The organism is Dyadobacter beijingensis DSM 21582 (assembly GCF_000382205.1).
Lineage (GTDB): Bacteria > Bacteroidota > Bacteroidia > Cytophagales > Spirosomataceae > Dyadobacter > Dyadobacter beijingensis.
Map to the genome: position 1 here is coordinate 307164 of NZ_KB907787.1, position 23123 is coordinate 330286.

General features: G+C 52.7%; 21 protein-coding genes. 16 read left to right on the forward strand and 5 right to left on the reverse strand.

Annotated elements, in window-relative coordinates; genetic code table 11:
• Position 1: 1 nt before the first annotated feature.
• The 12 genes from hisA to H144_RS0108540 all read left to right on the forward strand — a co-directional run bounded on the left by hisA (position 2) and on the right by H144_RS0108540 (position 11236).
• Entirely contained in the window at positions 2-724 is a 723-nt protein-coding gene (gene hisA, locus H144_RS0108485) for a 1-(5-phosphoribosyl)-5-[(5-phosphoribosylamino)methylideneamino]imidazole-4-carboxamide isomerase (protein WP_019941630.1), read from the forward strand.
• Between the two features lie 3 nt (positions 725-727).
• Positions 728-1501 (forward strand): imidazole glycerol phosphate synthase subunit HisF, encoded by a 774-nt coding sequence (gene hisF / locus H144_RS0108490; RefSeq protein ID WP_019941631.1) that lies wholly within the window; start codon positions 728-730, stop codon positions 1499-1501.
• Between the two features lie 79 nt (positions 1502-1580).
• Positions 1581-2222, forward strand: a complete 642-nt coding sequence (gene hisIE / locus H144_RS0108495) for a bifunctional phosphoribosyl-AMP cyclohydrolase/phosphoribosyl-ATP diphosphatase HisIE (RefSeq protein ID WP_033402540.1) — start codon at positions 1581-1583, stop codon at positions 2220-2222.
• Between the two features lie 13 nt (positions 2223-2235).
• Positions 2236-2571, forward strand: a complete 336-nt coding sequence (locus H144_RS0108500; protein ID WP_026350516.1) for a phage holin family protein — start codon at positions 2236-2238, stop codon at positions 2569-2571.
• A gap of 60 nt (positions 2572-2631) precedes the next feature.
• Positions 2632-2970, forward strand: a complete 339-nt coding sequence (locus tag H144_RS31620) for a phage holin family protein (RefSeq protein ID WP_019941634.1) — start codon at positions 2632-2634, stop codon at positions 2968-2970.
• Positions 2971-3068: 98 nt separating this feature from the next.
• Positions 3069-3470, forward strand: coding sequence for a hypothetical protein (locus H144_RS0108510; protein ID WP_019941635.1), 402 nt, complete (start codon positions 3069-3071; stop codon positions 3468-3470).
• Positions 3467-4240, forward strand: coding sequence for a phosphoglycerol geranylgeranyltransferase (locus tag H144_RS0108515; RefSeq protein ID WP_019941636.1), 774 nt, complete (start codon positions 3467-3469; stop codon positions 4238-4240). The genes H144_RS0108510 and H144_RS0108515 overlap by 4 nt, the downstream gene beginning before the upstream one ends.
• A complete protein-coding gene (locus H144_RS34830; protein ID WP_229207867.1) occupies positions 4201-4575 on the forward strand; it encodes a hypothetical protein in 375 nt (124 codons plus the stop codon). The genes H144_RS0108515 and H144_RS34830 overlap by 40 nt, the downstream gene beginning before the upstream one ends.
• Positions 4508-5257 (forward strand): SprT family zinc-dependent metalloprotease, encoded by a 750-nt coding sequence (locus H144_RS0108525; protein ID WP_229207868.1) that lies wholly within the window; start codon positions 4508-4510, stop codon positions 5255-5257. The genes H144_RS34830 and H144_RS0108525 overlap by 68 nt, the downstream gene beginning before the upstream one ends.
• Before the next feature lie 10 nt (positions 5258-5267).
• On the forward strand, positions 5268-8615 hold the full coding sequence (gene porU, locus H144_RS0108530) for a type IX secretion system sortase PorU (protein ID WP_026350518.1): 3348 nt from the start codon (positions 5268-5270) through the stop codon (positions 8613-8615).
• Between the two features lie 104 nt (positions 8616-8719).
• Positions 8720-9877: a type IX secretion system outer membrane channel protein PorV gene (gene porV / locus H144_RS0108535; protein ID WP_026350519.1), complete on the forward strand. Its 1158-nt coding sequence runs from the start codon at positions 8720-8722 to the stop codon at positions 9875-9877.
• A 78-nt stretch (positions 9878-9955) separates the two neighbouring features.
• The gene (locus tag H144_RS0108540; protein WP_019941641.1) at positions 9956-11236 is read left to right on the forward strand and encodes a M16 family metallopeptidase; all 1281 of its coding nucleotides are present in this window, start codon (positions 9956-9958) and stop codon (positions 11234-11236) included.
• Positions 11237-11257: 21 nt separating this feature from the next.
• On the opposite strand, the gene H144_RS0108545 is transcribed toward H144_RS0108540, so the two are convergent.
• Positions 11258-12586: a cryptochrome/photolyase family protein gene (locus H144_RS0108545; RefSeq protein WP_019941642.1), complete on the reverse strand. Its 1329-nt coding sequence runs from the start codon at positions 12584-12586 to the stop codon at positions 11258-11260.
• Positions 12587-12715: 129 nt separating this feature from the next.
• Between H144_RS0108545 and H144_RS0108550 the strand changes: the two genes are divergently transcribed.
• A complete protein-coding gene (locus tag H144_RS0108550) occupies positions 12716-13576 on the forward strand; it encodes a 3-keto-disaccharide hydrolase (protein ID WP_019941643.1) in 861 nt (286 codons plus the stop codon).
• A 67-nt stretch (positions 13577-13643) separates the two neighbouring features.
• On the opposite strand, the gene murA is transcribed toward H144_RS0108550, so the two are convergent.
• The 4 genes from murA to H144_RS0108570 form a co-directional block, all read right to left on the reverse strand.
• Positions 13644-14951 carry a UDP-N-acetylglucosamine 1-carboxyvinyltransferase gene (murA, locus tag H144_RS0108555; RefSeq protein WP_019941644.1) on the reverse strand — a complete coding sequence of 436 codons (1308 nt, stop codon included), beginning with the start codon at positions 14949-14951 and terminating at the stop codon, positions 13644-13646.
• Positions 14952-14996: 45 nt separating this feature from the next.
• Complete coding sequence (locus H144_RS0108560) at positions 14997-15794, reverse strand: DUF4290 domain-containing protein (RefSeq protein ID WP_019941645.1); 798 nt, start codon at positions 15792-15794, stop codon at positions 14997-14999.
• A 14-nt stretch (positions 15795-15808) separates the two neighbouring features.
• Positions 15809-18538 (reverse strand): C25 family cysteine peptidase, encoded by a 2730-nt coding sequence (locus H144_RS0108565; protein ID WP_019941646.1) that lies wholly within the window; start codon positions 18536-18538, stop codon positions 15809-15811.
• Between the two features lie 74 nt (positions 18539-18612).
• On the reverse strand, positions 18613-19116 hold the full coding sequence (locus tag H144_RS0108570; protein ID WP_063826394.1) for a dihydrofolate reductase: 504 nt from the start codon (positions 19114-19116) through the stop codon (positions 18613-18615).
• Positions 19117-19403: 287 nt separating this feature from the next.
• On the opposite strand from H144_RS0108570, the gene H144_RS0108575 reads away from it, so the two are divergent.
• The 3 genes from H144_RS0108575 to H144_RS0108585 all read left to right on the forward strand — a co-directional run bounded on the left by H144_RS0108575 (position 19404) and on the right by H144_RS0108585 (position 23117).
• A complete protein-coding gene (locus H144_RS0108575) occupies positions 19404-19769 on the forward strand; it encodes a PadR family transcriptional regulator (RefSeq protein WP_019941648.1) in 366 nt (121 codons plus the stop codon).
• A 39-nt stretch (positions 19770-19808) separates the two neighbouring features.
• Positions 19809-22352, forward strand: a complete 2544-nt coding sequence (locus H144_RS0108580; protein ID WP_019941649.1) for a PspC domain-containing protein — start codon at positions 19809-19811, stop codon at positions 22350-22352.
• A gap of 69 nt (positions 22353-22421) precedes the next feature.
• A complete protein-coding gene (locus H144_RS0108585; RefSeq protein ID WP_019941650.1) occupies positions 22422-23117 on the forward strand; it encodes a head GIN domain-containing protein in 696 nt (231 codons plus the stop codon).
• Positions 23118-23123 lie beyond the last annotated feature (6 nt).

The window sequence follows — 23123 nt, forward strand, 5'->3', positions numbered from 1 at the left end:
CATGATCCAGATTATCCCCGCTATCGACCTGATTGAAGGCAAATGCGTACGCCTCACCCAGGGCGATTATGGTCAGAAGAAGATCTACAATGAAAACCCGCTGGAAGTAGCATTGCAATTTGAAGATGCGGGCCTGAAAAGGCTGCATTTGGTTGACCTCGACGGTGCGAAGGCAAAAAAGGTCGTGAACTGGAAGGTACTGGAAACCATCGCATCCAAAACCTCGCTGCACGTCGATTTCGGCGGGGGCGTACAGTCGGACGACGACCTGAAAATCGTGTTCGAAAGCGGGGCGAAGCAGGTTACCGGCGGCAGCGTGGCCGTGAAGCAGCCCGATCTGTTCGAGCATTGGCTCAAAACCTACGGCGGCGAAAGGATCATTCTCGGCGCGGATGCGAAGAACGAAAAGATCGCCGTGAGCGGCTGGGAAGAAGGTACCGCGATTTGGGTGTATGATTTTGTGGAAGAATATGTGGAAAAAGGGGTGAAATACACCATTAGTACCGATGTAGCCAAGGACGGCCTGCTGCAAGGCCCTTCTTTTGATTTATATAAAAACCTGCAAGACAAATGTCCCGACCTGAACATCATCGCCAGCGGCGGCATTGCAGGCATCGAGGACGTGGAGAAATTGGCGGAAATGAATATCTACGGCGTGATTATCGGTAAAGCCATTTACGAAAACCGGATCAGCCTGACCGATTTACAGCGTTTTTCAGTTTAAAATATGCTTACGAAACGAATCATTCCCTGTCTGGACGTGAAAGACGGCCGGACGGTCAAAGGGGTTAACTTTGTGAACCTGCGCGACGCGGGCGACGCCGTGGAACTAGGCGCATTATACGCCGCGCAGGGCGCCGACGAGCTGGTTTACCTCGACATTACGGCCACCGTAGACGGCCGTTCGACATTTATCGACCTCGTCCGCAGAGTAGCGCAGACCATCAATATTCCTTTTACCGTCGGCGGAGGCATTTCTTCGATCGCGGATGTGTCGGCATTACTGCACGCCGGGGCCGATAAGGTGTCGATCAACTCGGCGGCGGTGCGTCACCCGGACCTGATCAACGAGCTGTCGCTCGAATTCGGCAGTCAGTGCATTGTGGTGGCGATCGACACGCGCTATATCGAAACGGCGAACGGCCACGAGCACATCGTGCATACGCACGGGGGCAGGAAAGCGACGGAGATTCGTTCGATCCCCTGGGCGAAGGAAGTGGAAGACCGCGGTGCGGGCGAAATCCTGCTGACCTCCATGGACACCGACGGTACCAAGGCTGGTTTCGCATTAGAACTGACTGCGACCATTTCGGGCAATGCGAACATCCCGGTGATCGCTTCGGGCGGCGCAGGCAGCGTGGAGCACTTTTATGATGTCTTTACGGCCGGAAAAGCCGATGCTGGACTGGCAGCAAGCATTTTCCATTTCCGGGAAATCGATATCCCCGATTTGAAAGAATATCTCAAAAACAAAGACCTGCCGATCCGGATGACCCGGTAGTGGCGCGGAATTTATCAAATACCATTACAGGCAGGCCCGGATGCTGCGGCAAGGCGGGTGTTTAATTGACATAACCAAAATGAGCGAGACGTTTTCAACCATTGACTTTAATAAATCGGCCGACGGCCTGGTACCGGCCATTATTCAGGACGTAAATACCGGTAAAGTGCTGATGCTCGGCTACATGAATGCCGAAGCGCTGGATGTGACCAAGCAGCAGGGCACCGTTACGTTTTTCAGCCGGAGCAAGCGGCGCCTGTGGACGAAGGGCGAAACGTCGGGCAATTTCCTGTTCGTAAACGACATCGCGGCCGATTGCGACGGCGATACGGTGCTCATCAAGGCAACGCCTGCGGGGCCTGTTTGCCACACCGGCGCGGATACCTGTTTTGGGGAAAAAAATAGCCAGCCGGAAATCGCAGACACTCGTGCGGGCGAGGCTGCATTCTTAAATTACCTGCAAAAAGATGTGATCCGCGAAAGAAAACTGAACCCTTCGGACGCGTCATACACGAGCAGCCTTTTCAAAAAAGGAATCAATAAAATTGCGCAGAAAGTAGGGGAGGAAGCGGTAGAAGTAGTGATCGAATCGAAGGATAACGACGACGACCTTTTCAAAAACGAAGTGTCGGATTTGCTGTTCCACCTGCTCGTTTTGCTCGAACAAAAAAACATTGACTTAGATGAGGTAATTGACGTACTTCGTAGCCGTCATCAATAAAAACCAGATCAGTATGAAGTTACTCCTACGTCTTGTAATCAGTACTTTGGCGATCATCGTCGCCGCTAATTTGGTGCCCGGGGTGGTAGTTGCGAGTACGGGCACGGCCATTATCGTGGCCATTGTGTTGGGTATCCTCAATACATTCCTCAAACCGATCCTGCAAATCCTCGCATTGCCTATCACGATCCTGACGCTGGGGCTGTTCTATTTCGTCGTCAATGTCTTTATCATTTACCTTGCCGCCTCGCTCGTCGACGGTTTCCGGGTCGATGGTTTCATTTCGGCGTTATTCTTTGGACTGATCGTCTCGGTAGTCTCGGCAATCCTTGGTATGTTTTTGGATTAATGTGAAAAAAGGCTGTTGTTCAGACCTAAATAGAATTCACATGATTTGAAATATACCGCTATGCTGAGTCAACTGGAAGAAATCAAGGACACCCTTTTCAAATATTTCGAAACGCGGATCGACCTTTTCAAGATTGAGACCCGTGACAAGATCGAGCGGGCCGTGGTCATGGCGCTGTACGCTGCCATTCTGCTTTGTATCGGCATTACCATCCTCATTTTGCTGGTCATATTGCTGGGTACATTCCTTAATAAATGGCTGCACAGCGATTACCTGGGCTTTGTGATATTGCTCGGTGTTTTCCTTGTTAAACTGGCCGCCACCGTCATTTGGAAAGAAACATGGATCAGGCTGATCCGGAAAATAATCGTTCGTTTTGTCAGCGCGAAGGAGGAATAATGCTTTTTGGCTGCTTTATTTGGCAATAAGTTTCTCTGAATTGCTATTTTTGGATTCCTTTTGAAAAAACCTCAGGGCACTATTTAAACAGATATGAAATGAGTTCTTCAACAGATTCTTCCGTTAAAATCACTAAGCCGTTCTCCTCGGATACGGACAAGGACAAAGAAGGTCTGTTGCAGGACGCGGATCTGTACCGCGAAAAGCTGGAAACGCAATGGAGCGGGCTTAAACAGGAAGCTACCGAGTACGGCAAGCAGGCGCTCGTTATCGGCGGGGTAGTGGCGACGACTTTCGTGGTCATGAACGCATTGCTGCCGAAAGGAAAGAAAAAGGAGATTTTGGTAGAGCCGGTCAAACCTGTTGAAAAGAAGGTTACCAAAATTAAAACCCAGTCTGCGGTCGGACAAGCCGTTCAAAGTTTAGCCTGGACATTGGCTGTGGGGTGGGCGCGCCAGAAGCTGAAACATTTTATTGAAGACGAACGTAAAACCGAATGAAAGCAGCGAAACATCAAATCGCAGACCTCCTTTCCGAACGTAAAGCAGAAAAAAGGAAATCGTTTGCTGTTCTCCTTGATCCGGATAAAATTAACCTTTCCACTTTCCCGAAATTCCTCGAATACGCGGCTGGGCACGGCGTTGACTTCTTTTTTGTAGGCGGCAGCCTCATTACCAACTACGCCATCGACCAGCTGATATCCGCCATTCACGAATATACCGACATTCCCGCGATCCTTTTCCCCGGCAGCAGCCTGCACATCGAGCCTACTGCCGATGCCATTCTGTTGCTTTCGCTGATCTCCGGCCGCAATCCCGAATTGCTCATCGGCCAGCACGTGATCGCGGCGCCGTTGCTGAAAAGAAGTGGTATCGAAGTGCTGCCTACGGGCTATATGCTCATCGAAAGCGGCAAGCTCACGACCGTCTCATATATTAGTAATACAACCCCGCTACCCCGCGACAAGCCGGGCATAGCGGCATGCACGGCATTGGCTGGCGAATACCTGGGCCTCAAAAACATTTTCCTCGACGCCGGCAGCGGTGCGCAGTTCCCTGTCCCAGCCGAAACCATCGCCGCCGTACGAGCGACGGTCGACACGCCGATCATCGTCGGAGGCGGCATCGATTCTTACGAAAAGGCCGATAATGCGCTGAATGCAGGCGCGGACGTGATCGTGGTCGGAAACGGTATCGAAGCCAATCCCGAATTACTACCCGAAGTGGCTGCATGCGTGCGCGCTTTCAACGAAAAGTTGCAGAGTGTTTAGGGGGATCGGGAGATTTAATAGGACAAATTAAAGCGAATGAAGAATTTTCTAAGGAAATTTTAAGTTCTTGGAAAAATACAAACTCAAAATTTAGGAATATTCAATTCGATCATATTACCTTTGCATCGAACCTTAATTACACCCAAGAAATGAAAAAATTCTTTGCATTTGCGTTTGTTGCCGGGATGGTAGCTTTCGCTGCTTGTACTAGCAAACCTGCTGACGAATCAGCTGATACTACTGCTGTAACTGTTGAAACTCCTGCAGTTGACACTACTGCTGCTGTTGATACTGCTGCTGCTGACACTGCTGCTGCTGATACTACTAAGAAGTAATCAGACGTACAAGTCGAAAATCTTGAAAAGCCCTATGAAAGTAGGGCTTTTCTTTTTTTATTCGGGGATGAAAAACGTGTCTTTGGGTTCGTATGTGCCGGATGGGGCAGCTGACTACTGCCAGGAATTATACCGCACCCACCGGTTTGATTTTTTCCTCTCTCGCCCGCGCCGCACACGCCTGGGCGACTTCACCGTAAAGCCCGGCATGGTCCCGCGGATCACGGTTAATGTCAATCTTAATCCTTATAGTTTCCTCATCACGTACCTGCACGAGGTGGCGCATTACGTGGTACACACCAGGTACAAAGGCCGCGGCCGGCGCCGTGTGGCACCGCATGGTGCGGAATGGAAGCACGAGTTCCGCGAGCTGCTGCTGCCCGTCATGAACGAACATATTTTTCCCGCAGACATTCTGGTGCATTTGCTTCGTTATGCTCAAAACCCCGCCGCATCTACCGGCGGTGACCAGAAACTGTTTAATGCGCTCAGAAAATACGACGAGCAGGAATTGATAACCGGCAAAGTATGCCTTTTTCAGCTGGACGAAGGGACCAACTTCGTTTTTCAGAACAGGACATTCACCCGCGGCACCCTCCGGCGTACGCGTGTACTCTGCACGGACAAGGCCTCTCAACGTCTTTACACGATCCCGGCCCATGCATTGGTTGAAGCATGCTGATGTACAAAAAATGATATTACGTACAATGTCGGGCTGCCTGGCATTGCTCATCTCCTTGTTATCCCACGCCCAAAAATCGGTGTTGTCGGAAGGGCAGTGGTTCAAGCTGGCTGTGACCGAATCCGGCATTTACCGTATCGATGCGGATATGCTTGCCAAAATGGGCGTCAATGCGGCGGCTATTCGTCCATCGGGGATCAAAATCTATGGAAACGGCGGTGCCATGCTGCCGCAATCCAATCAGTCGGGCTATGTGAATGCATTGACGGAAAATGCAATATGGGTAAGCGGCGGGGAAGACGGCCGGTTCGATCCGGGCGATGCCGTTTACTTTTATGCCGAAGGCCCGCACATCATCCGTTACGATGCCGCGAAGGCCGAGCTGAGCCATCAGATCAATTACTATTCCGACAGCGCATTTTACTTCCTCACATTTGCCGAAAGCGGCGGTTTGCGGGTAAAACCACAAACGAATGTGGCTGGCACGGCGTCGCGGACGATCAGCCAGTTCGACGACTACTGGTACCACGAAACGGAATCGTCCAACACGCTCAAGTCCGGCCGCGAATGGTGGGGCGAATACCTGGCGGGTGCGTCGGGTTTCAGCATGCAGGTGAATATGCCGGGCACCGTCGCCGGCTCGGATTATAAATTGAGGACTTCCACCATCGGAGCGGCGCAGGTATCGACGCGTTTTATATGGCAGGTCAATGGCGGGGAGGTAGGTCAGGAGGCGATCGGGACGGTGAGCCCCGGTACTTACGATGTGAAAGCATTGCGAACCGGCAATACCTATACCATAAAGAATGCACCCGCGTCGGGCAACTTTACGATTGGTGTTACCTATAATAAGAGTGGGCAGAGCTCGGCGGAAGCATACCTCGATTATATCGGTTTGCAGGTCAGACGGGAGCTGAGGATCTACGGCGGACAGCAGGTTTACCATTTCCTGCCGCAGGCGGTCGATACCGTTAGTTATCAGTTTGCAGGTTCGGGCGAAGGGTACAGCCTCTGGAATGTGACCAATGCGTTGGTACCGCAGGCCATTTCCCAAAAAGATGCCGGCGGCGTATTCCGTTGGACGAGCAGGGGCGCTACAACGCTTCAAAAGTACATTAGCTTCACACCTGCGGATGCATTTACGCCCGTGGCCTGGGCGCCCGTCGCAAATCAGAATATCGCCGCTGCGTCCACGCCCGATATGCTCATTATCACCGCTCCCGCCTGGGAGACGGAGGCCAATCGTCTGGCCGGTTTCCGCAACACCCGCGACGGGCTCGATGTGCGCGTCGTCAGCACGACGCAGATTTACAATGAATATGCCTCCGGCCGTGCCGACATTACCGCCATCCGCGATTTTGTCCGGCAATTGTACCAGAAAACGCCCGGCAAGCTGAAATACCTCCTGCTTTTCGGGGACGCTACTTACGATTACCGGAACCTGCTCGGCAACCAATCTCAGGCGCAGCGCGAGGGGTGGGTGCCCGTGTACGAGAGCCGCGAATCGCTGAACCCCGTTTATACCTATTCGTCGGACGACTATTTCGGCTTTATGGATGCCAGTGAGGGCGATTGGAACGAGAATAGCGCGGGCGACCATACCGTTGATATCGGTATCGGAAGGCTGCCGGTAAAGTCCCTGGAAGAGGCCAGGATCGTCGTCGACAAGCTGATGCGCTACGAATCGTCGTTTGGCATATGGAAAAATACGGTGCGCTTCGTGGCCGATGATGGCGACGGGAACATTCATCAGCGCCACGCCGACCAGCTGGCGAAACTCATCCAGGGACGCGCATTTGCCATAAGGTCGTTCATCGACGAGGTGCCGCAAACAACCACGGATGTCGGGCAAAAAGCCCCGGCGATCAACAAAGCCATCCGCGATGCCATCGATCAAGGCACGCTGATATTGAATTACACCGGTCACGGCGGCGTGAGCGGCTGGGCGGAGGAGCAGGTACTCACATTGGCCGACATGCTTTCGGCCCGCGGCATGAATAACCTGCCGCTGCTCATCACGGCCACCTGCGATTTCGGCCGGTACGACGACCCCGGCATTGTTTCGGGCGCGGAACTGATGGTACTCAGCCCGAAAGGCGCCGCGATGGGGGCGATCAGCACCACGCGCCCCGTGTATTCCAGTACGAACTTTGCATTAAACAAGGCATTTTACGAAGCATTACTCAATGCAAAGCCGGGACAGCGGCTGGGCGATTTCTTCTTACAAACCAAGAACAATGCACTCGCCGGAAGCCTCAACAGGAACTTTACCCTGCTGGCAGACCCGTCGATGACATTATCGCCGGGCAAAAAAGGCATTCGCTGGGCCTCGGCGCCGGATACTTTGCGTGCATTGCAGAAGGTGACGCTGAACGGCGAGATTTTCGATCCGTCCGGGGGCCGGCGCGATGCGGGTTTCAGCGGCACGGCCCGCGTCGTGGTTTACGACAAACCGATCGAGTTCCGTACGCTGGGTAACGAGGGAGATGCCGAAGCTTACACCGAGTTTCGCAGCAAACTTTTCGATGGAAGCGTATCGGTGAAGGACGGCCGCTTCCAGTGCACGCTGCAAATGCCGAAAGACATTGACTACCGGATTGGCCTCGGCCGGGCTAGCGTATACGCGGTGCACGCGGACAGCACTGAAGATGCATCCGCGCAGCTTTCGCTAATCGTCGGCGGAAGTGCTGCGCAACAGCGTGATACCATTCCGCCCAAACTGGCCGGTTACCTGAACACGCCCGCATTCCGCGAGGGCGATACGGTGGAACCGTCGTCGACGCTGGTGCTGCGCATGAGCGACGACAGCGGGATCAGTATTTCGCGGGCCGGAATCGGGCACGACATTACGATGACTTTGAATGATACGCTGACCGTCATTTTGAATGATTATTTCGTCGCAGATCTGGATAATTATCAATCGGGCACGATCAATTATCCGTTGGAAAACCTGCCTGCCGGAAAATATATTGTCCGCGTAAAAGTGTGGGATGCGTATACTAACTTTTCTGAAATAGCGTTCGGGTTTCTAGTAGGCCCGGCCAAGGGGGTCCAGCTCAGCACCTTTAAGATATACCCTAACCCATTTCAGAAAGACCTTACACTGGAACTCGGTCACAACCGGGTAAATGAGGACGTAGAATTAATTTTTAATATATTGCTGATTAATGGGCAACGTTTGGGCACTTTCAAAAAGCTTTATTATAACAGCGACCCGGTTATCAGGGAAACCTGGGACCTGACGCAGTTGCTCCGGATGATCCCGTTTCGGGAATCGCTGGTTTACCAGGTGCGGCTCAGATCGTTAAAAGACAATTCCGTGGATCAGAAAGCCGGTAAGTTAATCCGAACTCATTAAGATAATAAAACTTATCAAATTTTTAGTAATAACTATCTTTCATTGTATTTTTGACCCTTTAAAGAAGCTGATACAAAGCACTTCCTATCGCAAATCCAATTTCTATGAAACTTTTTTTTGTTACATTATCCTCACTATTCTTTTTAACATCAGGTACGCTTTTCGCTCAGCAGGATTCTACAAGAAGAATTCCGGCATCACCACTTTCCTTTTTGACATTTGCCCCTGATGCGAGAAGTGCGGCGTTAGGAGAAGCTGGTGTGGCGCTGAGCCCCGATGCCAATGCGAGCTACTGGAATGCAGCGAAGCTTCCTTACAACACCAAAGACTTTGGCATTTCCGCTTCCTACACCCCCTGGCTCCGCTATCTGGTAGACGATATGTGGCTGGGTTACCTGACGGCCTACAAGAAATTGGGCGACAGACAGGCGGTTGCACTTTCATTCAATTACTTCAACAATGGCGAACTGGATTTGCGCGACGCGATTGGTGAAAACGTAGGTTATTTCAATTCACGCGAATTTGCCGTAAATGGAACGTATTCACGCCAGCTCGGAAGAAACTTCTCGATGGGTCTGACGCTGAAATACATCTCGTCCAACCTCGCGGGTAACGCAGTGATCAACGGCGTTTCACTGAGCCCTGCACGTGTGGCGGCCGGTGATATCAGCGCTTACTATAAGAAGGAATTCAAAAACGAGGACACCGGCAGCGAGTTGGTATGGTCATTGGGTGCGGTGCTCTCCAACCTGGGCGGTAAGATCAACTACGGTTCCAGCACCGATACTGAAAACTTTATCCCGACCAACCTGAAAATCGGTACCGGTCTTTCCTACACCGGCGACGGCAGAAACCGCTTCAACTTCGTGCTCGATTTCAGCAAACTGATGGTACCAACGCCGGATGGCAAAACGAACATCAACACCAAGCCATTGCTGAACGGCGTGTTCGGTTCATTCTCGGATGCACCGGATGGCTTCAAAGAAGAAATTCAGGAAGTGGCTATCGCGACGGGTCTGGAATACTGGTATAACAACATCTTCGCATTGCGCGCCGGTTATTTCAGTGAAAATAAAAACAAAGGCGACCGCCGTTTCTTCACCGCTGGTGCAGGTCTGCGTTTCGCCGACAAATACGCGGTTGACTTCGCTTATATGTTCCCGACAACACAAGGAAGCCCGCTCGCACAGACATTGCGTATCACATTGTCGCTCGCTCTGAACAAAGCAGAAAAGCTGGACGTGAGCGATACCGAAAACTAAGCATTATCAGAATTTAATTTCTCGGAACGAATGGCGTTATTGCAACGTCATTCGTTTTTTTATACTCATCGCTTTCTCATGCTGCTGGACCGTACCATTGCGCCCGATTTCAAAATCATTCATACTGTAAACCTGCCGGAACCCCAAACCCACACGCTTGATAACGGCATTGCCCTGCACGTGATCAACATTGGCGAGCAGCCGGTGGTGCGCCTGGAATGCATTTTCGAAGCCGGAAACTGGTATGAAAGCGAAGTGGCCGCATCGTATTTCGCGGTCAAGATGCTGCCCGAGGGAGTGGAAGGATTGGCTTCGCAGGAAATCAGCGAGGCATTCGACAGGCTGGGCGCATTCACGGAAATGACCCATACTTCCGACCGCGCGGGCATTGTCGTTTACTGCCTCTCGCGCTTCCTGCCGGAGGTGCTGCCATTGGTGCAGAAGCTCATTCGCCAGGCTACTTTCCCGGAAAAGGAGTTTCAGGAATTGAAAAACATCACCATTCAGAACCTGAAAGTGAATAAGGAAAAAACGGCTTACGTGGCCACGACCGAGTTCCGGGCGCGGCTTTTCGGGGCTGAGCATCCTTATGGGCAAAGCCAGAGCGAAAGCGGTATCGAGGCATTGGGCATCGATGCGGTGCTCGCGCATTACGATCGATTGATCCGTAACAGGAAATTCACCGTGGTGCTAGCCGGGCAGGTGAGCCAGGCCAGCGTGGCCCAGGTAAATGCCGCATTGGGGCAGGACACCCTGGACACCGATGCTACCGCGCTAAGTTATGACGCGTCGGTAGCCTATCAGGGCGACGAGGTCGTGGTAGAGCGAACCGACAGCGTGCAGTCGTCTATCCGCATGGGCCGTGTGCTGTTCAACCGCCATCATGAAGATTATTTCAAAATGCTGGTGACCAACGAAATCCTGGGCGGCTATTTCGGATCGAGGCTGATGAAGAATATCCGCGAGGAAAAAGGCTTGACATACGGCATTTCATCGCATTTGGTGACGCTGCGTAATGCGGGCTACCTGATGATCGGGACGGATGTCAAGAAAGAATTTACCCAGCAGACGATCGACGAAATCAAAAAGGAAATATACCGTTTGCAAACTGAACCCGTAAGTGCCGAAGAACTGCAAACGGTGAAAAGCTTCATGGCGGGTGAATTTGCCGGTTCGCTGAACACGGCATTCGAAGTGGCCGACCGCCGTAAAGTACTATTGCTGGATAATCTGCCTGCCAACTTTTTTAATCAATACATCGAATGCATCCACGCCACCACGGCCGGGGATGTCATGGCGATGGCCAACACCTATCTGCGCCCCGAAGACATGGTGACGGTCGTAGCAGGTGGGAAGTAACTCCCTGCCGGTGTAAAGTAATTATTTGTCGGCCTTGTCGAGGGCATCCTTATATGCTTTCAAACAACGTTCCCGGGCCATTTTGTGGTCGACCATCGGCTCGGGATATTCGTCGGTACCGAATTCGGGCACCCACTTTTTGATGTATTCCATTTTAGGGTCGAATTTCTCCGCCTGCGCGGCCGGGTTGAAGATCCGGAAATACGGCGCGGCGTCAGTACCCGAGCCTGCTGCCCATTGCCAGCCGCCATTGTTGGCCGCGAGGTCGTAATCAAGCAGTTTTTCGGCGAAGTAGGCCTCGCCCCAGCGCCAGTCGATGAGCAAATGCTTGGACAGAAAACTCGCCGTGACCATCCGCACGCGGTTATGCATAAACCCGATCGCGTTCAGCTGCCGCATACCGGCGTCCACGAGCGGGTACCCGGTTTTTCCCTCACACCATTTCTTGAAATCGGGCTTGTCATACCGCCATTTGATGAGATCGTAAGCTTTACGAAATGCTTCTCCCTTGCCCACATGGGGGAAATTTGCAAGGATTTGCTGGTAAAAGTCCCGCCAGATGAGCTCATTCAGGAAGGTATCGCTGTGGGCGCGGGCATCACGTGCGAGCGCACGTATACTCACGGTCCCGAAGCGCAGGTGTACCCCGATGCGGCTCGTAGCCTCTTTGGCCGGGAAGTCGCGTTCCCTGGCGTAGTTTTTCAGCAGATCATCACCCACATTGTCGGAAGGAAAGTCGTAATCTGCTTTTTCGAAACCCATTTCCTTTAACGAAGGCGTCGATTGGCCTTTCCAGTGGTGGAAATGCCGGAAATACTTTTGATTAGGGTAGGACGAGAGGTAAAAATCGTTGCATTTGTCTTTCCAGGCGCGGCTGTAAGGCGTAAAAACGGTGTAGGGCGAGCCTTGTCCGCTGAGTATTTCCTGTTTTTCAAAAATGACCTGGTCTTTGCAGGTTTTGAAAACAATATCCTTTTTCTTTAAAATCCGGTACACCTCCTTATCGCGCTGCGTGGCGTACACTTCGTAATCCGTATTCGTATACACCTCGGCGATGTCGTAATCTTCCACCAATTTCTCCCAGATTTTTACCGGGTACCCATATTCGACGAGCATATCGGCGTTCTTTTCCTGCAATTCCTCGCGAATGCCCGAAATGGTATCATAAATGAAGGTTAGCCGGGCGTCTTTCTTTTCTTCGAGGTCGTCGAGGATATTGCGGTCGAAAATGAAGAGCGGTACCACCGGGTAACCCGAGCGCAAGGCGTAATATAACCCGGCATTGTCGCGCAGGCGGAGGTCACGGCGAAACCAGAATATTGCTACTTTTTCTTTCGTTTTCAGGCTCATGCAGCTAAGATAGCCGGACCGCAGTCCGGGTTGATGTGATGTTAGTTGCGAAATAGGGCATTTTTTTGGATTGCTAAGGTATATTTGTACAAAACCTTGCCAGCAATCATTTCAACTTAACCTGTATTCATGAAATTTAAACTCACGATCCTATTCAGCCTCGTTTGTCTGGCCGTTTTTGGCCAAAAGAATGCCGACAAACAAGAGTGGAAGCAGCTTTTTAACGGTAAAAACCTCGACGGCTGGGACATCAAAATCCGGGGTTACGACCTGAACGACAACTACAACAACACCTTCCGCGTAGAAGACGGCAAGATGGTGGTCCGCTACGACCAATATGATGATTTTGCCCAAAAATATGGCCATATCTTTCACAAAGGCGACTACTCCTACTACCGCATTGCGGTGGAATATCGCTTCGTGGGCGAGCAGGCTCCCAAAGGCGAAGGCTGGGCATGGCGTAACAGCGGCATTATGGTCCACGGCCAGCCGGCGGCTACAATGGGAAAAAATCAGGACTTTCCCGCGTCGATCGAAGTACAGCTTCTGGGTGGAAACGACAAGACGCGTACTACCTGTAACCTTTGTACGCCCGGCACGAATGTCGTGATCGACGGGAAACTGGTGACGCAGCATTGTATTAATTCAAAATCCAAAACCTACAATGGCGACCAGTGGGTACGTGCCGAAGTGCTCGTGCTCGGCGATTCGCTCATCCAGCATTTTGCGAATGGCGAAATGGTACTCGAATACAACAAGCCGCAACTGGGTGGCGGTAATGTAAGCGGCGACACCGATCCCGACATCAAAATCGCCGGCAAGCTGCTCGATCACGGCTCAATCTCGCTCCAAAGCGAAAGCCACCCGGTAGAATTCCGTAAAGTGGAAATCCTGGACCTGAAAGGATGCATGGACCCGAAAGCGACGAATTACAAGTCGTACTATGTGAAGGCGGATAACGGGAAGTGTACGTACGGGAAGAAGAAATAGAAGGCCAGGCGTTAAACAAAACGAGGTCCGTAGTTTGCACTGCGGACCTCGTCTTGTTTCAAATGTATTACAACCGCACAATCTCAGCACCGATCGCATTCAAACGCGTGTCGATGTTTTGGTAGCCACGGTCGATTTGCTCGATGTTGTCGATAATGCTGACGCCCTTGGCGGACATGGCGGCGATCAGCAATGCTACTCCGGCGCGGATATCTGGCGAAGTCATGCGGATGCCGCGGAGTTGGGTTTCGCGGTTGTGACCGATCACGGTAGCGCGGTGCGGGTCGCAAAGGATGATTTGTGCCCCCATTTCAATCAGTTTATCCACAAAGAACAGGCGGCTTTCGAACATTTTCTGGTGAATGAGCACTGTTCCCTGTGCCTGCGTAGCCGTTACGAGCACGATACTCAGCAAGTCGGGTGTGAAACCGGGCCACGGGGCGTCGGCAACGGACAATGTGGAGCCGTCGAGGTAGTTTTCGATGCGGTAGCGCTCCTGTGCGGGGATGAAAATATCATCGCCGCGAAATTCCATTTTAATACCCAACCGCTGGAAAACGTCGGGGATAATGCCGAGCTCCGGGATTTGGCAATCTTTGATCGTAATTTCCGATTGCGTCATAGCGGCAAGGCCGATGAAGCTGCCGATTTCGATCATGTCGGGCAGCATCGTGTGCTCGGTACCTTTCAACTCGCTAACACCTTCGACGATGAGCATGTTGGAAGCGATACCGGAGATTTTGGCGCCCATGCGGTTGAGCATTTTACAAAGCTGCTGCAAATAAGGCTCGCAGGCCGCATTGTAGATGGTGGTCGTGCCTTCGGCCATGACCGCCGCCATCAAAACGTTGGCCGTACCGGTTACCGAAGCCTCATCGAGCAGCATATAAGTGCCTTTCAGGTTCGCGGCGTCCACGCGATAAAACCCACCGTCCTCTTCGTCGTAGCTGAATGTCGCGCCCAATTTTTCGAAACCCAGGAAGTGGGTATCCAGCCTTCTGCGGCCGATTTTGTCGCCGCCCGGACGTGGGATACGCCCTTTGCGGAAGCGTGCCAGCATAGGTCCGAGAAGCATCACCGAGCCGCGCAATGCGGCTGCTTTCTGGCGGAATGAATCGGATTCAAGGTAATCGAGGTTGATATCGTCGGCTTCGAAACGGATCGACGTCTCGCTCAGGCGTGTCCGGCGTACGCCGAGATCGCCCAGGAGGTTGATCAGCTGGTTTACGTCGCGGATATTCGGGATGTTGTGGATGGTGACCGGCTCTTTGGTGAGCAATACGGCGCAGATGATCTGTAATGCTTCGTTTTTCGCGCCTTGCGGCACGATTTCACCCTTGAGACGACGATCCCCGGTAATTTTGAATGATGCCATAGAAAATTTTGGGCAGTTGAGACTGTATAAAAGCAACCCCGGATCTTACATTCCAGGTTTTTTGCGGTTGTTATTCCGGTTGTTGTTATTGTTGTTGTTGTTCCGGTTCTGGAACTTGTTATTCCGGTTGCGGTTCTGATTGCCCTGGTTGTTGCCGCCCTGCCGGTCGCTGTTATGGCCGGATTGCGGTTTGAAGCCGATCTGGTTCACGCGGTTGCGTTCCTGGTTGTTGTTGCGGTCTTTCGGCGCAGCTTCGATGGGCCCGGATTTGCGGATGTAGTCGATTTCTTCTTTCAGACGGCCTTTGCTCAGCTGTTCGAGCTGGCTTAGCAGCACGTTGTCTTCGGGATTGTCCTTGTTCCAGGCATTGAAGAACGACCGCATGAGGCGGAAGATATAGGAGACGAAGGCCAGGCGGTCTTCGGGGTTTTCTGTTTGGGATGCTTTTTCAAGCAGCAGGTCAATGTTCCGGCCGTAATGGCGGAAGGTCAGATTTTGTTGGTTGTATTCAACGCGGAGGGGTTTTTTACCCAGTGCTTCTTTCGATGGCGGGGGAAAAGGACTATCGACGTCCAACTCGAAACCGGAAATAATGTACAGATCGTCCCAGAGCTTGTTGGTGTAATCCTGGTTGTCCCGCATGTTGGGATGTATCTGACGCATAAGCTCGACCAGGATGTGCGCGTAGAGTGTGCGCTTGGCTTTGTCCTCGATCTTGACGATGTGGTCGGCCAGTTTTTGTACGTTACTACCGTATTCTTTCAATGGGATATCTTTTTTATAATGGACAAAAATAATAAGTTTTTGTGGAAACAAAATGAGGTAGCGCTGTAAAACAGGCATCTGCGGAGCTGTTCTCAGGGGGCGTAAAGCAAATGCCCGCGTGCGCCTTCCAAGATGGGTACCTTATTCCCTGCACTTACCGTGCTGCCGACGGTGTAATGGTAGAAAGCGGGAGAAAGCGCGCCCGGCCACCAGAAGTATTCGTTCAGGCCGGTATGGCAATGTAACAGCTTTCGGAATACAGTCGTTCCCGACTGGTCCGCGATGCAAAGTTCAAGGTCGGTATCGTCCGGCGACTCATGGTATATCGCGAACCGGAACCATTGTGCAGATGGATTAGGCGAAACGGTCACTTTAATGCCACTGGGGCGCGATGGAACTTTGAAACGGATCTGGTAAGGCGCCGCCGCATTGCCCTCGCCGTCGCGGCATTGGACGGTAAATGTGTAGTCGCCCGGTTCGAGGGCGAGGGGAAATGTAATCTCATAATAACTGCCTGCCGCATTCAGCCCGCTCGCGTTGCGCAGTGAAATCCGTTCGTGCGTGCAGCCTGTGCAATGCCGTTTGAGCCAAACGCTGATGAATGTCGTGTCATGGGCAGCTAAGGGCAGGTGATCATCGAAAATGCGTATGCTGATCTGTGTGTTTGGGGATACTGTTTCGTCATGAACCAGCGGCCTGCCGTCGAATGTGACGGCCAGGAGCGGGGGCAGGCGTGGGATGGCGGTGCTGTCGGAGGCGTCGGGCGCATTCGGTGCCGGGAAAATGCGGACGGCCGGGTCGCCGTGGAGGGTCATTTGCTGTGTGGTAATGCGGTCAATAGTGGTTGGCGCGCGCAGCATATTCCTTCTGATCGCCTCCTGCTGGATAATGCCGAACGGCTGGCTGGTGAATGCGGTGTCGGCGAGGACTTCGTAGAAAATATCGGTATAGCGCTTCAATGCCGTAGACGGCCCGTTGAATGTGTGTGCGAGAAACAGTACGGCGCCGCGTTCCGGGGCGAAGATCCAGTCGCTGCTTAATGTTTGCGTGGCGTAGAAAATGCTGCCCGCCGCACACCCATTTACGATTATTGCGGGGTATCTGGGGTGATTCTGATAATTCCGGGCCGGGTCGCTGGCGTGACCGATGTCGATATCTGTCACATCAATGGAGGAATGCCCGAATAAGGTCACGAGCGCGAGGCCGTCGTTTACCGGCTCGTCGATCCGCACTTCTTCCACGGCATTGTCAGTCAGTTTTGAAATAGAAACGACTTTGCGGGCGAGCGGGGTGTTTTTTAGTTTTTGTTCAAATGAACGGGTATAGGATTTGAACAAAGTGAGTTCCTCCCATGATCTGCCGCCGCTCAAATGCATGATCCGTTTCCGCCACGCGGCAGACCTGGGTTCTGCTTCCAGCGCCTGCACCTTGCGAAGGTAGTCGAGCAGCTGGCGGGAGGTTAATGCATTCACGCGACCAATGGCAACGTACGGACCGGAATCGTTTTCATCCATTACCAGGGCAATGTCCGAGCCCGGCCAGCCCGCATTGGGGACCATATCGACCTGCCACGAATCCTTCATTTTGCGTGCCTTTTGCGGGTCGACCGACCTGCCCGCAAGTAGTACGAATTTTAAATGCTTTTGACCGGCCAGCCAGCGAATGGCATTGCGGATTCCTTGCGGACCAGCCTGGCCTGCATTGAACTGATCATATAATTCATGGCTATACATGACGGCCGTCCAGTAGCCGCCGCCTTTTTCAGAAGCACGGTAACCGGCATATTCCGCGACGGGATCGCACCCGCCCACTGGCACGCGCATGAGTGGGTGCGTGACGATCAGGTATTCGGTTTGCGGATCGATCGGTTTGAAATGGACAATCCGGCCGGGGAGCGTCTGCTTGTACGCGGGTGCAACGCGCGGACCTGCCTGCGGGTAACGCATCCATGCGTACGAAACGGACACCTGCCCGCCAGTAGCCGTGGGCAGCAATGCAAGCGTAACGCGGCCATGTGCGTCAAAGTTTTGAACCGGGAGGGTTAGTGCAATGCGTTTCGTCTCCCTGCCTGTGACAGCGATTTCAGCCAGTTCAGTTTGCAGATTGCCCGTCGTGCCGAGCCATATTGTTATTACATGCACGCCCGGCGACCAGCCTGCCAGCAGTATCTCACAGGCAGCATTGGCCTGGCCGTCTCGAAACAGGTGATCCGTTTGGAATACCATTTCGAATGGCACGCCCGTGGCCATGGGAGGGCCGGTCCATCCCTCGCCTTCGTCGTAGGCCGTGCGCAGCGAGCCGGTTTGGTAATCGCTTTCTTCGGGGAAAAAGCGGCCGGGCAGGTAATGCGAGGTGAATAATTGTAAAGTTTCGCCGGTATGGATGGCGGCGGTGTCGGTAATCGTTCCGGGTTTCGGAAAATGAGTGCGCAGGCCTTGTTTGCCGCTGTTCCAGGTCAGGAAACAGGCGGCGGTATCCGAGTACAGGTTATAGAAGGCATGAGGCATGGCGCCGGGCGAGGTGTAGAGCGCACTATCCGTCGTACCATCATTTTTTTGACCTGCAAAAACAATATAGCCCTCGGTACCCAGCATGCCCGCAGCGGCACCTGCCACCTCAATGGCCTGTTCCGAGCCGCGCCTGAAAAGCTGAATGCTGCCGGCCAATACAGAATCGACCGGGATGCCGTAAGCGGCCAGTTCTCGACCGGTGATTTTGTAGGCGCCATTTTCGGTCACCGGAATGCGCAGGTATTGCTGGCCGTAGCCGATCCACTCGTTGCCGTACTGCGGCTGCGCATTGGTGTGAATACAATTAAACATGCATCCAATGATCCATAATGTGTGTTTCCTTGTCATCGTCCGGGTTTTTGTGACGCGCAAGGGCTGGTTCGCGGCTACTCCGGCTGCTTCCTTACATACAGATTCATGGAAAACGAATAGGCATGATCTTCGTCGGTGCCATGAAATTCCGAGCTTGCAAGCTGCCAGTCGTCCGGCTTGAATGCCGGGAAAAAGGCATCTCCTTCGACTTGTGCGTGTACAATGGTTAAATACATTCTGTCGGCAAGCGGGAGCATTTGCTGGAAAATACTGGCGCCGCCCAGAATGAATACGTCGGTTTCGCCGGAAAGTAACGCAATGGCTTCGGGAATATCTCCGGCATATTCCGTATGGGGTTCAGCGTGCGCGGGCGGACGGGCGGTAATGATCACATTCCGGTGCTCGGAATGCAGTGCGTCGGGCGCTTCGAAGCTCTTTCGGCCCATGATGAACGCCTTACCGGCGGTGACTTTCCGGAAATGCGCCCATTCATCAGGCAAATGCCAGGGCAGACTGTTATTGATCCCAATAACACGGTTCTCACTCATCGCCGCAATAATATAAAGTCGAGTCTTCATCTGCATATGATCATGTTCATATTCGTATTCCCTGCCGTCGGCCTAAGTCGACGGGAAAAGATAATAAAAGAGAAGTGATTCTGAATGGGTAGATAAGCAAAGCTTTGGGAGCCAAAGAGATTTTAAGCCGATCGGCCTTTTGAATTTGCCATTCATCCTAACGATCCCATCTTTTTTACATGGTACCTTGCATCGCAAAGTACCTGTGTATACCTTTGTATTGTTAGAATTTGGATTCTATCTATTAGCCATGAACTTATTCATTAAAAATTAACAGATGCAACCACATGAATATTGAAAATGCCCAAGTGCAGATGCGGAAGGGAATTTTGGAATTCTGTATCCTGCACATCATATCCCGGGGCGAAGTATATGCTTCGGATATGTTGGATGAACTGACGTCCGCTCACATCATGGTGGTGGAAGGCACATTATACCCGCTTCTTACCAGGTTAAAAAACTCGGGCTGGCTGGATTATAAATGGGTGGAGTCGTCTTCGGGCCCTCCAAGGAAATACTATGTTTTGACGGATGAGGGGAAGGTGTTCCTGGACGCGATGCAGGCTACGTGGTTTGAGCTCGCCGATTCGGTGCAAACCGTGATAAAACGCACGGAGGAATTGAGCAAAACGGCTTCTGGCAATCCTTCCTGACCCTAACTGATCACTTAGAGACATTCGATTATTTCAATCATGAAAAAGACAATCAGCATAAATATTGGCGGCATTATCTTCCATATCGAGGAAGATGGCTACGAGAAACTGAAAGGTTATCTTGCCTCTATCCAGAAGTATTTTTCTTCGTTCGCGGATAGCAAAGAGATCCTTTCGGACATTGAGGGCAGGATTGCGGAGCGGTTTTTGAACAAACAAAAAGCAGAGAGCAAGCAGGTAATATCCTTGTCGGATGTGGACGAGCTCATTGCGGCAATGGGTACCGTGGCCGATTTCGAGGCCATCGAGCAGGCCGAGGACATTCTCGCCGACCCATTGGAAACAGCTTCAACCCATACATCCGCACCGCAGCAAGAAACTTATACTTCCTACAATGCACCTAACCCGCCGAAAGCGGAGCCTGCGAAACCGGGCGCACCAAGAAAGCTGTATCGCGACCTGCGCAGAAAGCTGCTTGGCGGCGTGGCGGCCGGTCTGGCGCATTACTTCACGGTGGATGCGATCTGGGTGAGGCTGGCATTTTTGTTCGCCGTAGTCGGCTTACCTGCGGGTTCGGGGATGCTAGATATGAATGCGGAAGAGGTTTTCGGACCGATTTCGGGCTTCACGGTGCTCGTTTACATTGCCATGTGGGTGGCATTTCCCGGTTCTGCCTCGCTGGAAGAGGATGCGCATGTGAAGAAATTTTACCGCGATCCGGACCGTAAGGTAGTAGGCGGTGTGGCTGCGGGCGTAGCTTCCTATTTCGGGATCGACCTCGGCGTGGTACGCTTCCTGTGGGTTTTGTCCATCCTGCTGTTCGGTACCGGGTTCCTGATTTACCTCGTGCTGTGGGTGATTGCGCCGAATGCGAACACGCTGACCGAAAAAATGGAAATGCAGGGGGAGCCTATTACCCTCTCCAATATTGAGTCGAACATCAAGCAGAGCCTCAATTTGGATGAAAGAGGGGGAGAAGAGCATATTGTGACCAAAATCCTGTTGTTTCCTTTTCGGGCAATCGGGTTGATTATCAATGCCCTTGGGAAATTGCTAAGGGGGCTGGGGCCGATCGTGCGGATACTTATCGGCGCATTCCTGATCGGAACTTCCGCGCTGGGCTTACTGGGTATCGTGATCGCGGCGGGCATTGCGCTGGGGGTTACCAGTGCGGGTGCATTCGATAACCTGCCGCTGCCGTTTGTGATTTACCAGGAGCTGCCTGAAATACTGATCATTTCGTCCATTTTCGTGGCGGCTATCCCGTTGATCACCTTCCTTTTGCTGGGCCTTACATTGATTTCCAACAAAAAAATCGTCGGCGGCAGCGTGTGGCTCACCTTGCTCGGCCTCTGGATCATTGGCGTGGTAGGCGCCACGGTAGGAGGGATTTCGTACCAGCAGAATTTCGCCAAAAGAGGGGAAGTAGTGGAAACAGCGTTTTACAAAGCCCCGCAAGGCACGCTGACGCTGAATTTCGACTATGACAATGACGACGAAAATATCGACGTGGACGTGCGCCTGGCCGGGTACAGCGCGGGCGACAGTATCAAACTCGAAAAGACATTGCGTGCAAGAGGCCGGTCACGCGAGAGCGCTGAGCAGAATGCACGGGCGATCCGGTACGACCTGGCGCTCCGGGATTCGGTGCTGACATTCACGGAAGGCCCGCTTATCGCCGGCCGCACGAAGTTCCGCGACCAGGAGATCGACCTTACGGTGAGCATTCCATATAATAAGCCTTTTATCATGAACCGCGATTTCTACTACCTGCTCAACGACTGGGAGTCGGAGCAGCGTAACCTGAAACGCTACGATCTCTCGCATAACGACGAGGTGGTATGGAAAAAGCTGATCTGGGTGATGCGGCAGGATTCGGGACTGGTTTGTACCAACATTCCGGCCAAATATATCCGCAGCGAGAACAGCGACGAGGACAACAACTCGGGCTACTCGTTTGAATACAACGACAACAGCGATCTGGAACTGGGCGACCGCGGCAGTTACAGCAAGCAATTCCCGGTGTCGGAATTTAAGAAGGTCGACATCGGCGGCGCTTATTCGATCATCATCCGTCAGGGTTCTGAGTACACGGTAACGGCCGATTCTGACAACCAGGAGCATATCGACGACATCAAGGTGACCGTGGAAGATGGTGTGCTGCGGGTGAAGCGCAACCGCGAGTTCAACCTGTTCGACAGCGAAAAATGGGAGCGCGTAGGGCTGGTGATCACCATGCCGACGATCGAAGCCGTATCGCTTTCGGGTGCGAACAAGACATTGGTCACCGAGTTCAAAGACCTGCCGAAGCTTGACGTGCAGATTTCGGGCGCTTCCAAATCGGAGCTGAACGTGTTCGTCGACCAGCTGACGGTGAACGTATCCGGCGCGTCGAAAGCCACGCTGAAAGGTTCGGCCAAATCGGCCAAATTGGATGCGCACGGGGCCTGCAAACTGACGGCTACCGAAATGAATATCCAGAATGCCGACGTGGACGCGTCGGGCGCTTCGAAAGTGGAGCTGAGCCACGTGCCTAACCTGAACCGCCACGCCAGCGGTGCCAGCAAGATTAATGTGCAGTAATATTTTGAATGCCGGTGCAACGTCGCCGGCATTCATGTCATCTTTCGGGAAAATCTAACTTATTAAACCATGAAAAGAACGCAACTATTCCTCATCGCCGCCCTTTTGATCACCGCATTGTCTTGCCAGGTGTCGGCACAGGAAACACGCAAATTCTCGGTATCCGGCTTTACCAAACTGTCGATGGGCAGCGCCTTCAAAATAGATGTGAAACAAGGCAGCGGGTTCAGCGTGACGGCCACCGGCCGCTCCGAGGACCTAGACGATATGGAATCGGCCGTGAAAAGCGGTACCCTGCATTTGGGCTATAAAAACAATGGCTGGAACAAAAACCGCAAGATGGTCGAAATAGCAATCACGATGCCCGCTCTCGAAGGCGTTGATTTTTCCGGAGCATCCAAAGCCAATGTGGCCCGTTTCAGCGGTGTCAAGAGTATGGAGATCGAAGTGTCGGGCGCCTCGCAGGTAACGATGAGCGTGTCTTCCCCGAAAGTGGCCGTTGACCTTTCCGGCGCGTCCTCGCTCACCTTAACCGGCGAAGGCGATGTGCTGACCGGCGACGTTTCGGGCGCTTCTTCCCTCAAAGGACGTGATTTCTCGGCCAAAACCGTCAATATCGACGCTTCCGGCGCGAGTAGCGCGGCGGTGCTCGCCAGCAACACCGTCAATGCCGAAGCGAGCGGTGCGAGCAGCATCCGGTATTCCGGTGGTGCGAAGGACATTCATTCCAGCACCTCCGGCGCCAGTTCGGTCAAAAGAGATTAAAGACAA

What these genes read in the sequence shown, in the direction of transcription:
- hisA (WP_019941630.1), top strand. Translation starts at nt 2, where the DNA reads ATGATCCAGATTATCCCCGCTATCGACCTGATTGAAGGCAAATGCGTA.
- hisF (WP_019941631.1), top strand. Translation starts at nt 728, where the DNA reads ATGCTTACGAAACGAATCATTCCCTGTCTGGACGTGAAAGACGGCCGG.
- hisIE (WP_033402540.1), top strand. Translation starts at nt 1,581, where the DNA reads ATGAGCGAGACGTTTTCAACCATTGACTTTAATAAATCGGCCGACGGC.
- H144_RS0108500 (WP_026350516.1), top strand. Translation starts at nt 2,236, where the DNA reads ATGAAGTTACTCCTACGTCTTGTAATCAGTACTTTGGCGATCATCGTC.
- H144_RS31620 (WP_019941634.1), top strand. Translation starts at nt 2,632, where the DNA reads ATGCTGAGTCAACTGGAAGAAATCAAGGACACCCTTTTCAAATATTTC.
- H144_RS0108510 (WP_019941635.1), top strand. Translation starts at nt 3,069, where the DNA reads ATGAGTTCTTCAACAGATTCTTCCGTTAAAATCACTAAGCCGTTCTCC.
- H144_RS0108515 (WP_019941636.1), top strand. Translation starts at nt 3,467, where the DNA reads ATGAAAGCAGCGAAACATCAAATCGCAGACCTCCTTTCCGAACGTAAA.
- H144_RS34830 (WP_229207867.1), top strand. Translation starts at nt 4,201, where the DNA reads ATGCGTGCGCGCTTTCAACGAAAAGTTGCAGAGTGTTTAGGGGGATCG.
- porU (WP_026350518.1), top strand. Translation starts at nt 5,268, where the DNA reads ATGATATTACGTACAATGTCGGGCTGCCTGGCATTGCTCATCTCCTTG.
- porV (WP_026350519.1), top strand. Translation starts at nt 8,720, where the DNA reads ATGAAACTTTTTTTTGTTACATTATCCTCACTATTCTTTTTAACATCA.
- H144_RS0108540 (WP_019941641.1), top strand. Translation starts at nt 9,956, where the DNA reads ATGCTGCTGGACCGTACCATTGCGCCCGATTTCAAAATCATTCATACT.
- H144_RS0108545 (WP_019941642.1), bottom strand. Translation starts at nt 12,586, where the DNA reads ATGAGCCTGAAAACGAAAGAAAAAGTAGCAATATTCTGGTTTCGCCGT.
- H144_RS0108550 (WP_019941643.1), top strand. Translation starts at nt 12,716, where the DNA reads ATGAAATTTAAACTCACGATCCTATTCAGCCTCGTTTGTCTGGCCGTT.
- murA (WP_019941644.1), bottom strand. Translation starts at nt 14,951, where the DNA reads ATGGCATCATTCAAAATTACCGGGGATCGTCGTCTCAAGGGTGAAATC.
- H144_RS0108560 (WP_019941645.1), bottom strand. Translation starts at nt 15,794, where the DNA reads ATGCCTGTTTTACAGCGCTACCTCATTTTGTTTCCACAAAAACTTATT.
- H144_RS0108565 (WP_019941646.1), bottom strand. Translation starts at nt 18,538, where the DNA reads ATGTTTAATTGTATTCACACCAATGCGCAGCCGCAGTACGGCAACGAG.
- H144_RS0108570 (WP_063826394.1), bottom strand. Translation starts at nt 19,116, where the DNA reads ATGAAGACTCGACTTTATATTATTGCGGCGATGAGTGAGAACCGTGTT.
- H144_RS0108575 (WP_019941648.1), top strand. Translation starts at nt 19,404, where the DNA reads ATGAATATTGAAAATGCCCAAGTGCAGATGCGGAAGGGAATTTTGGAA.
- H144_RS0108580 (WP_019941649.1), top strand. Translation starts at nt 19,809, where the DNA reads ATGAAAAAGACAATCAGCATAAATATTGGCGGCATTATCTTCCATATC.
- H144_RS0108585 (WP_019941650.1), top strand. Translation starts at nt 22,422, where the DNA reads ATGAAAAGAACGCAACTATTCCTCATCGCCGCCCTTTTGATCACCGCA.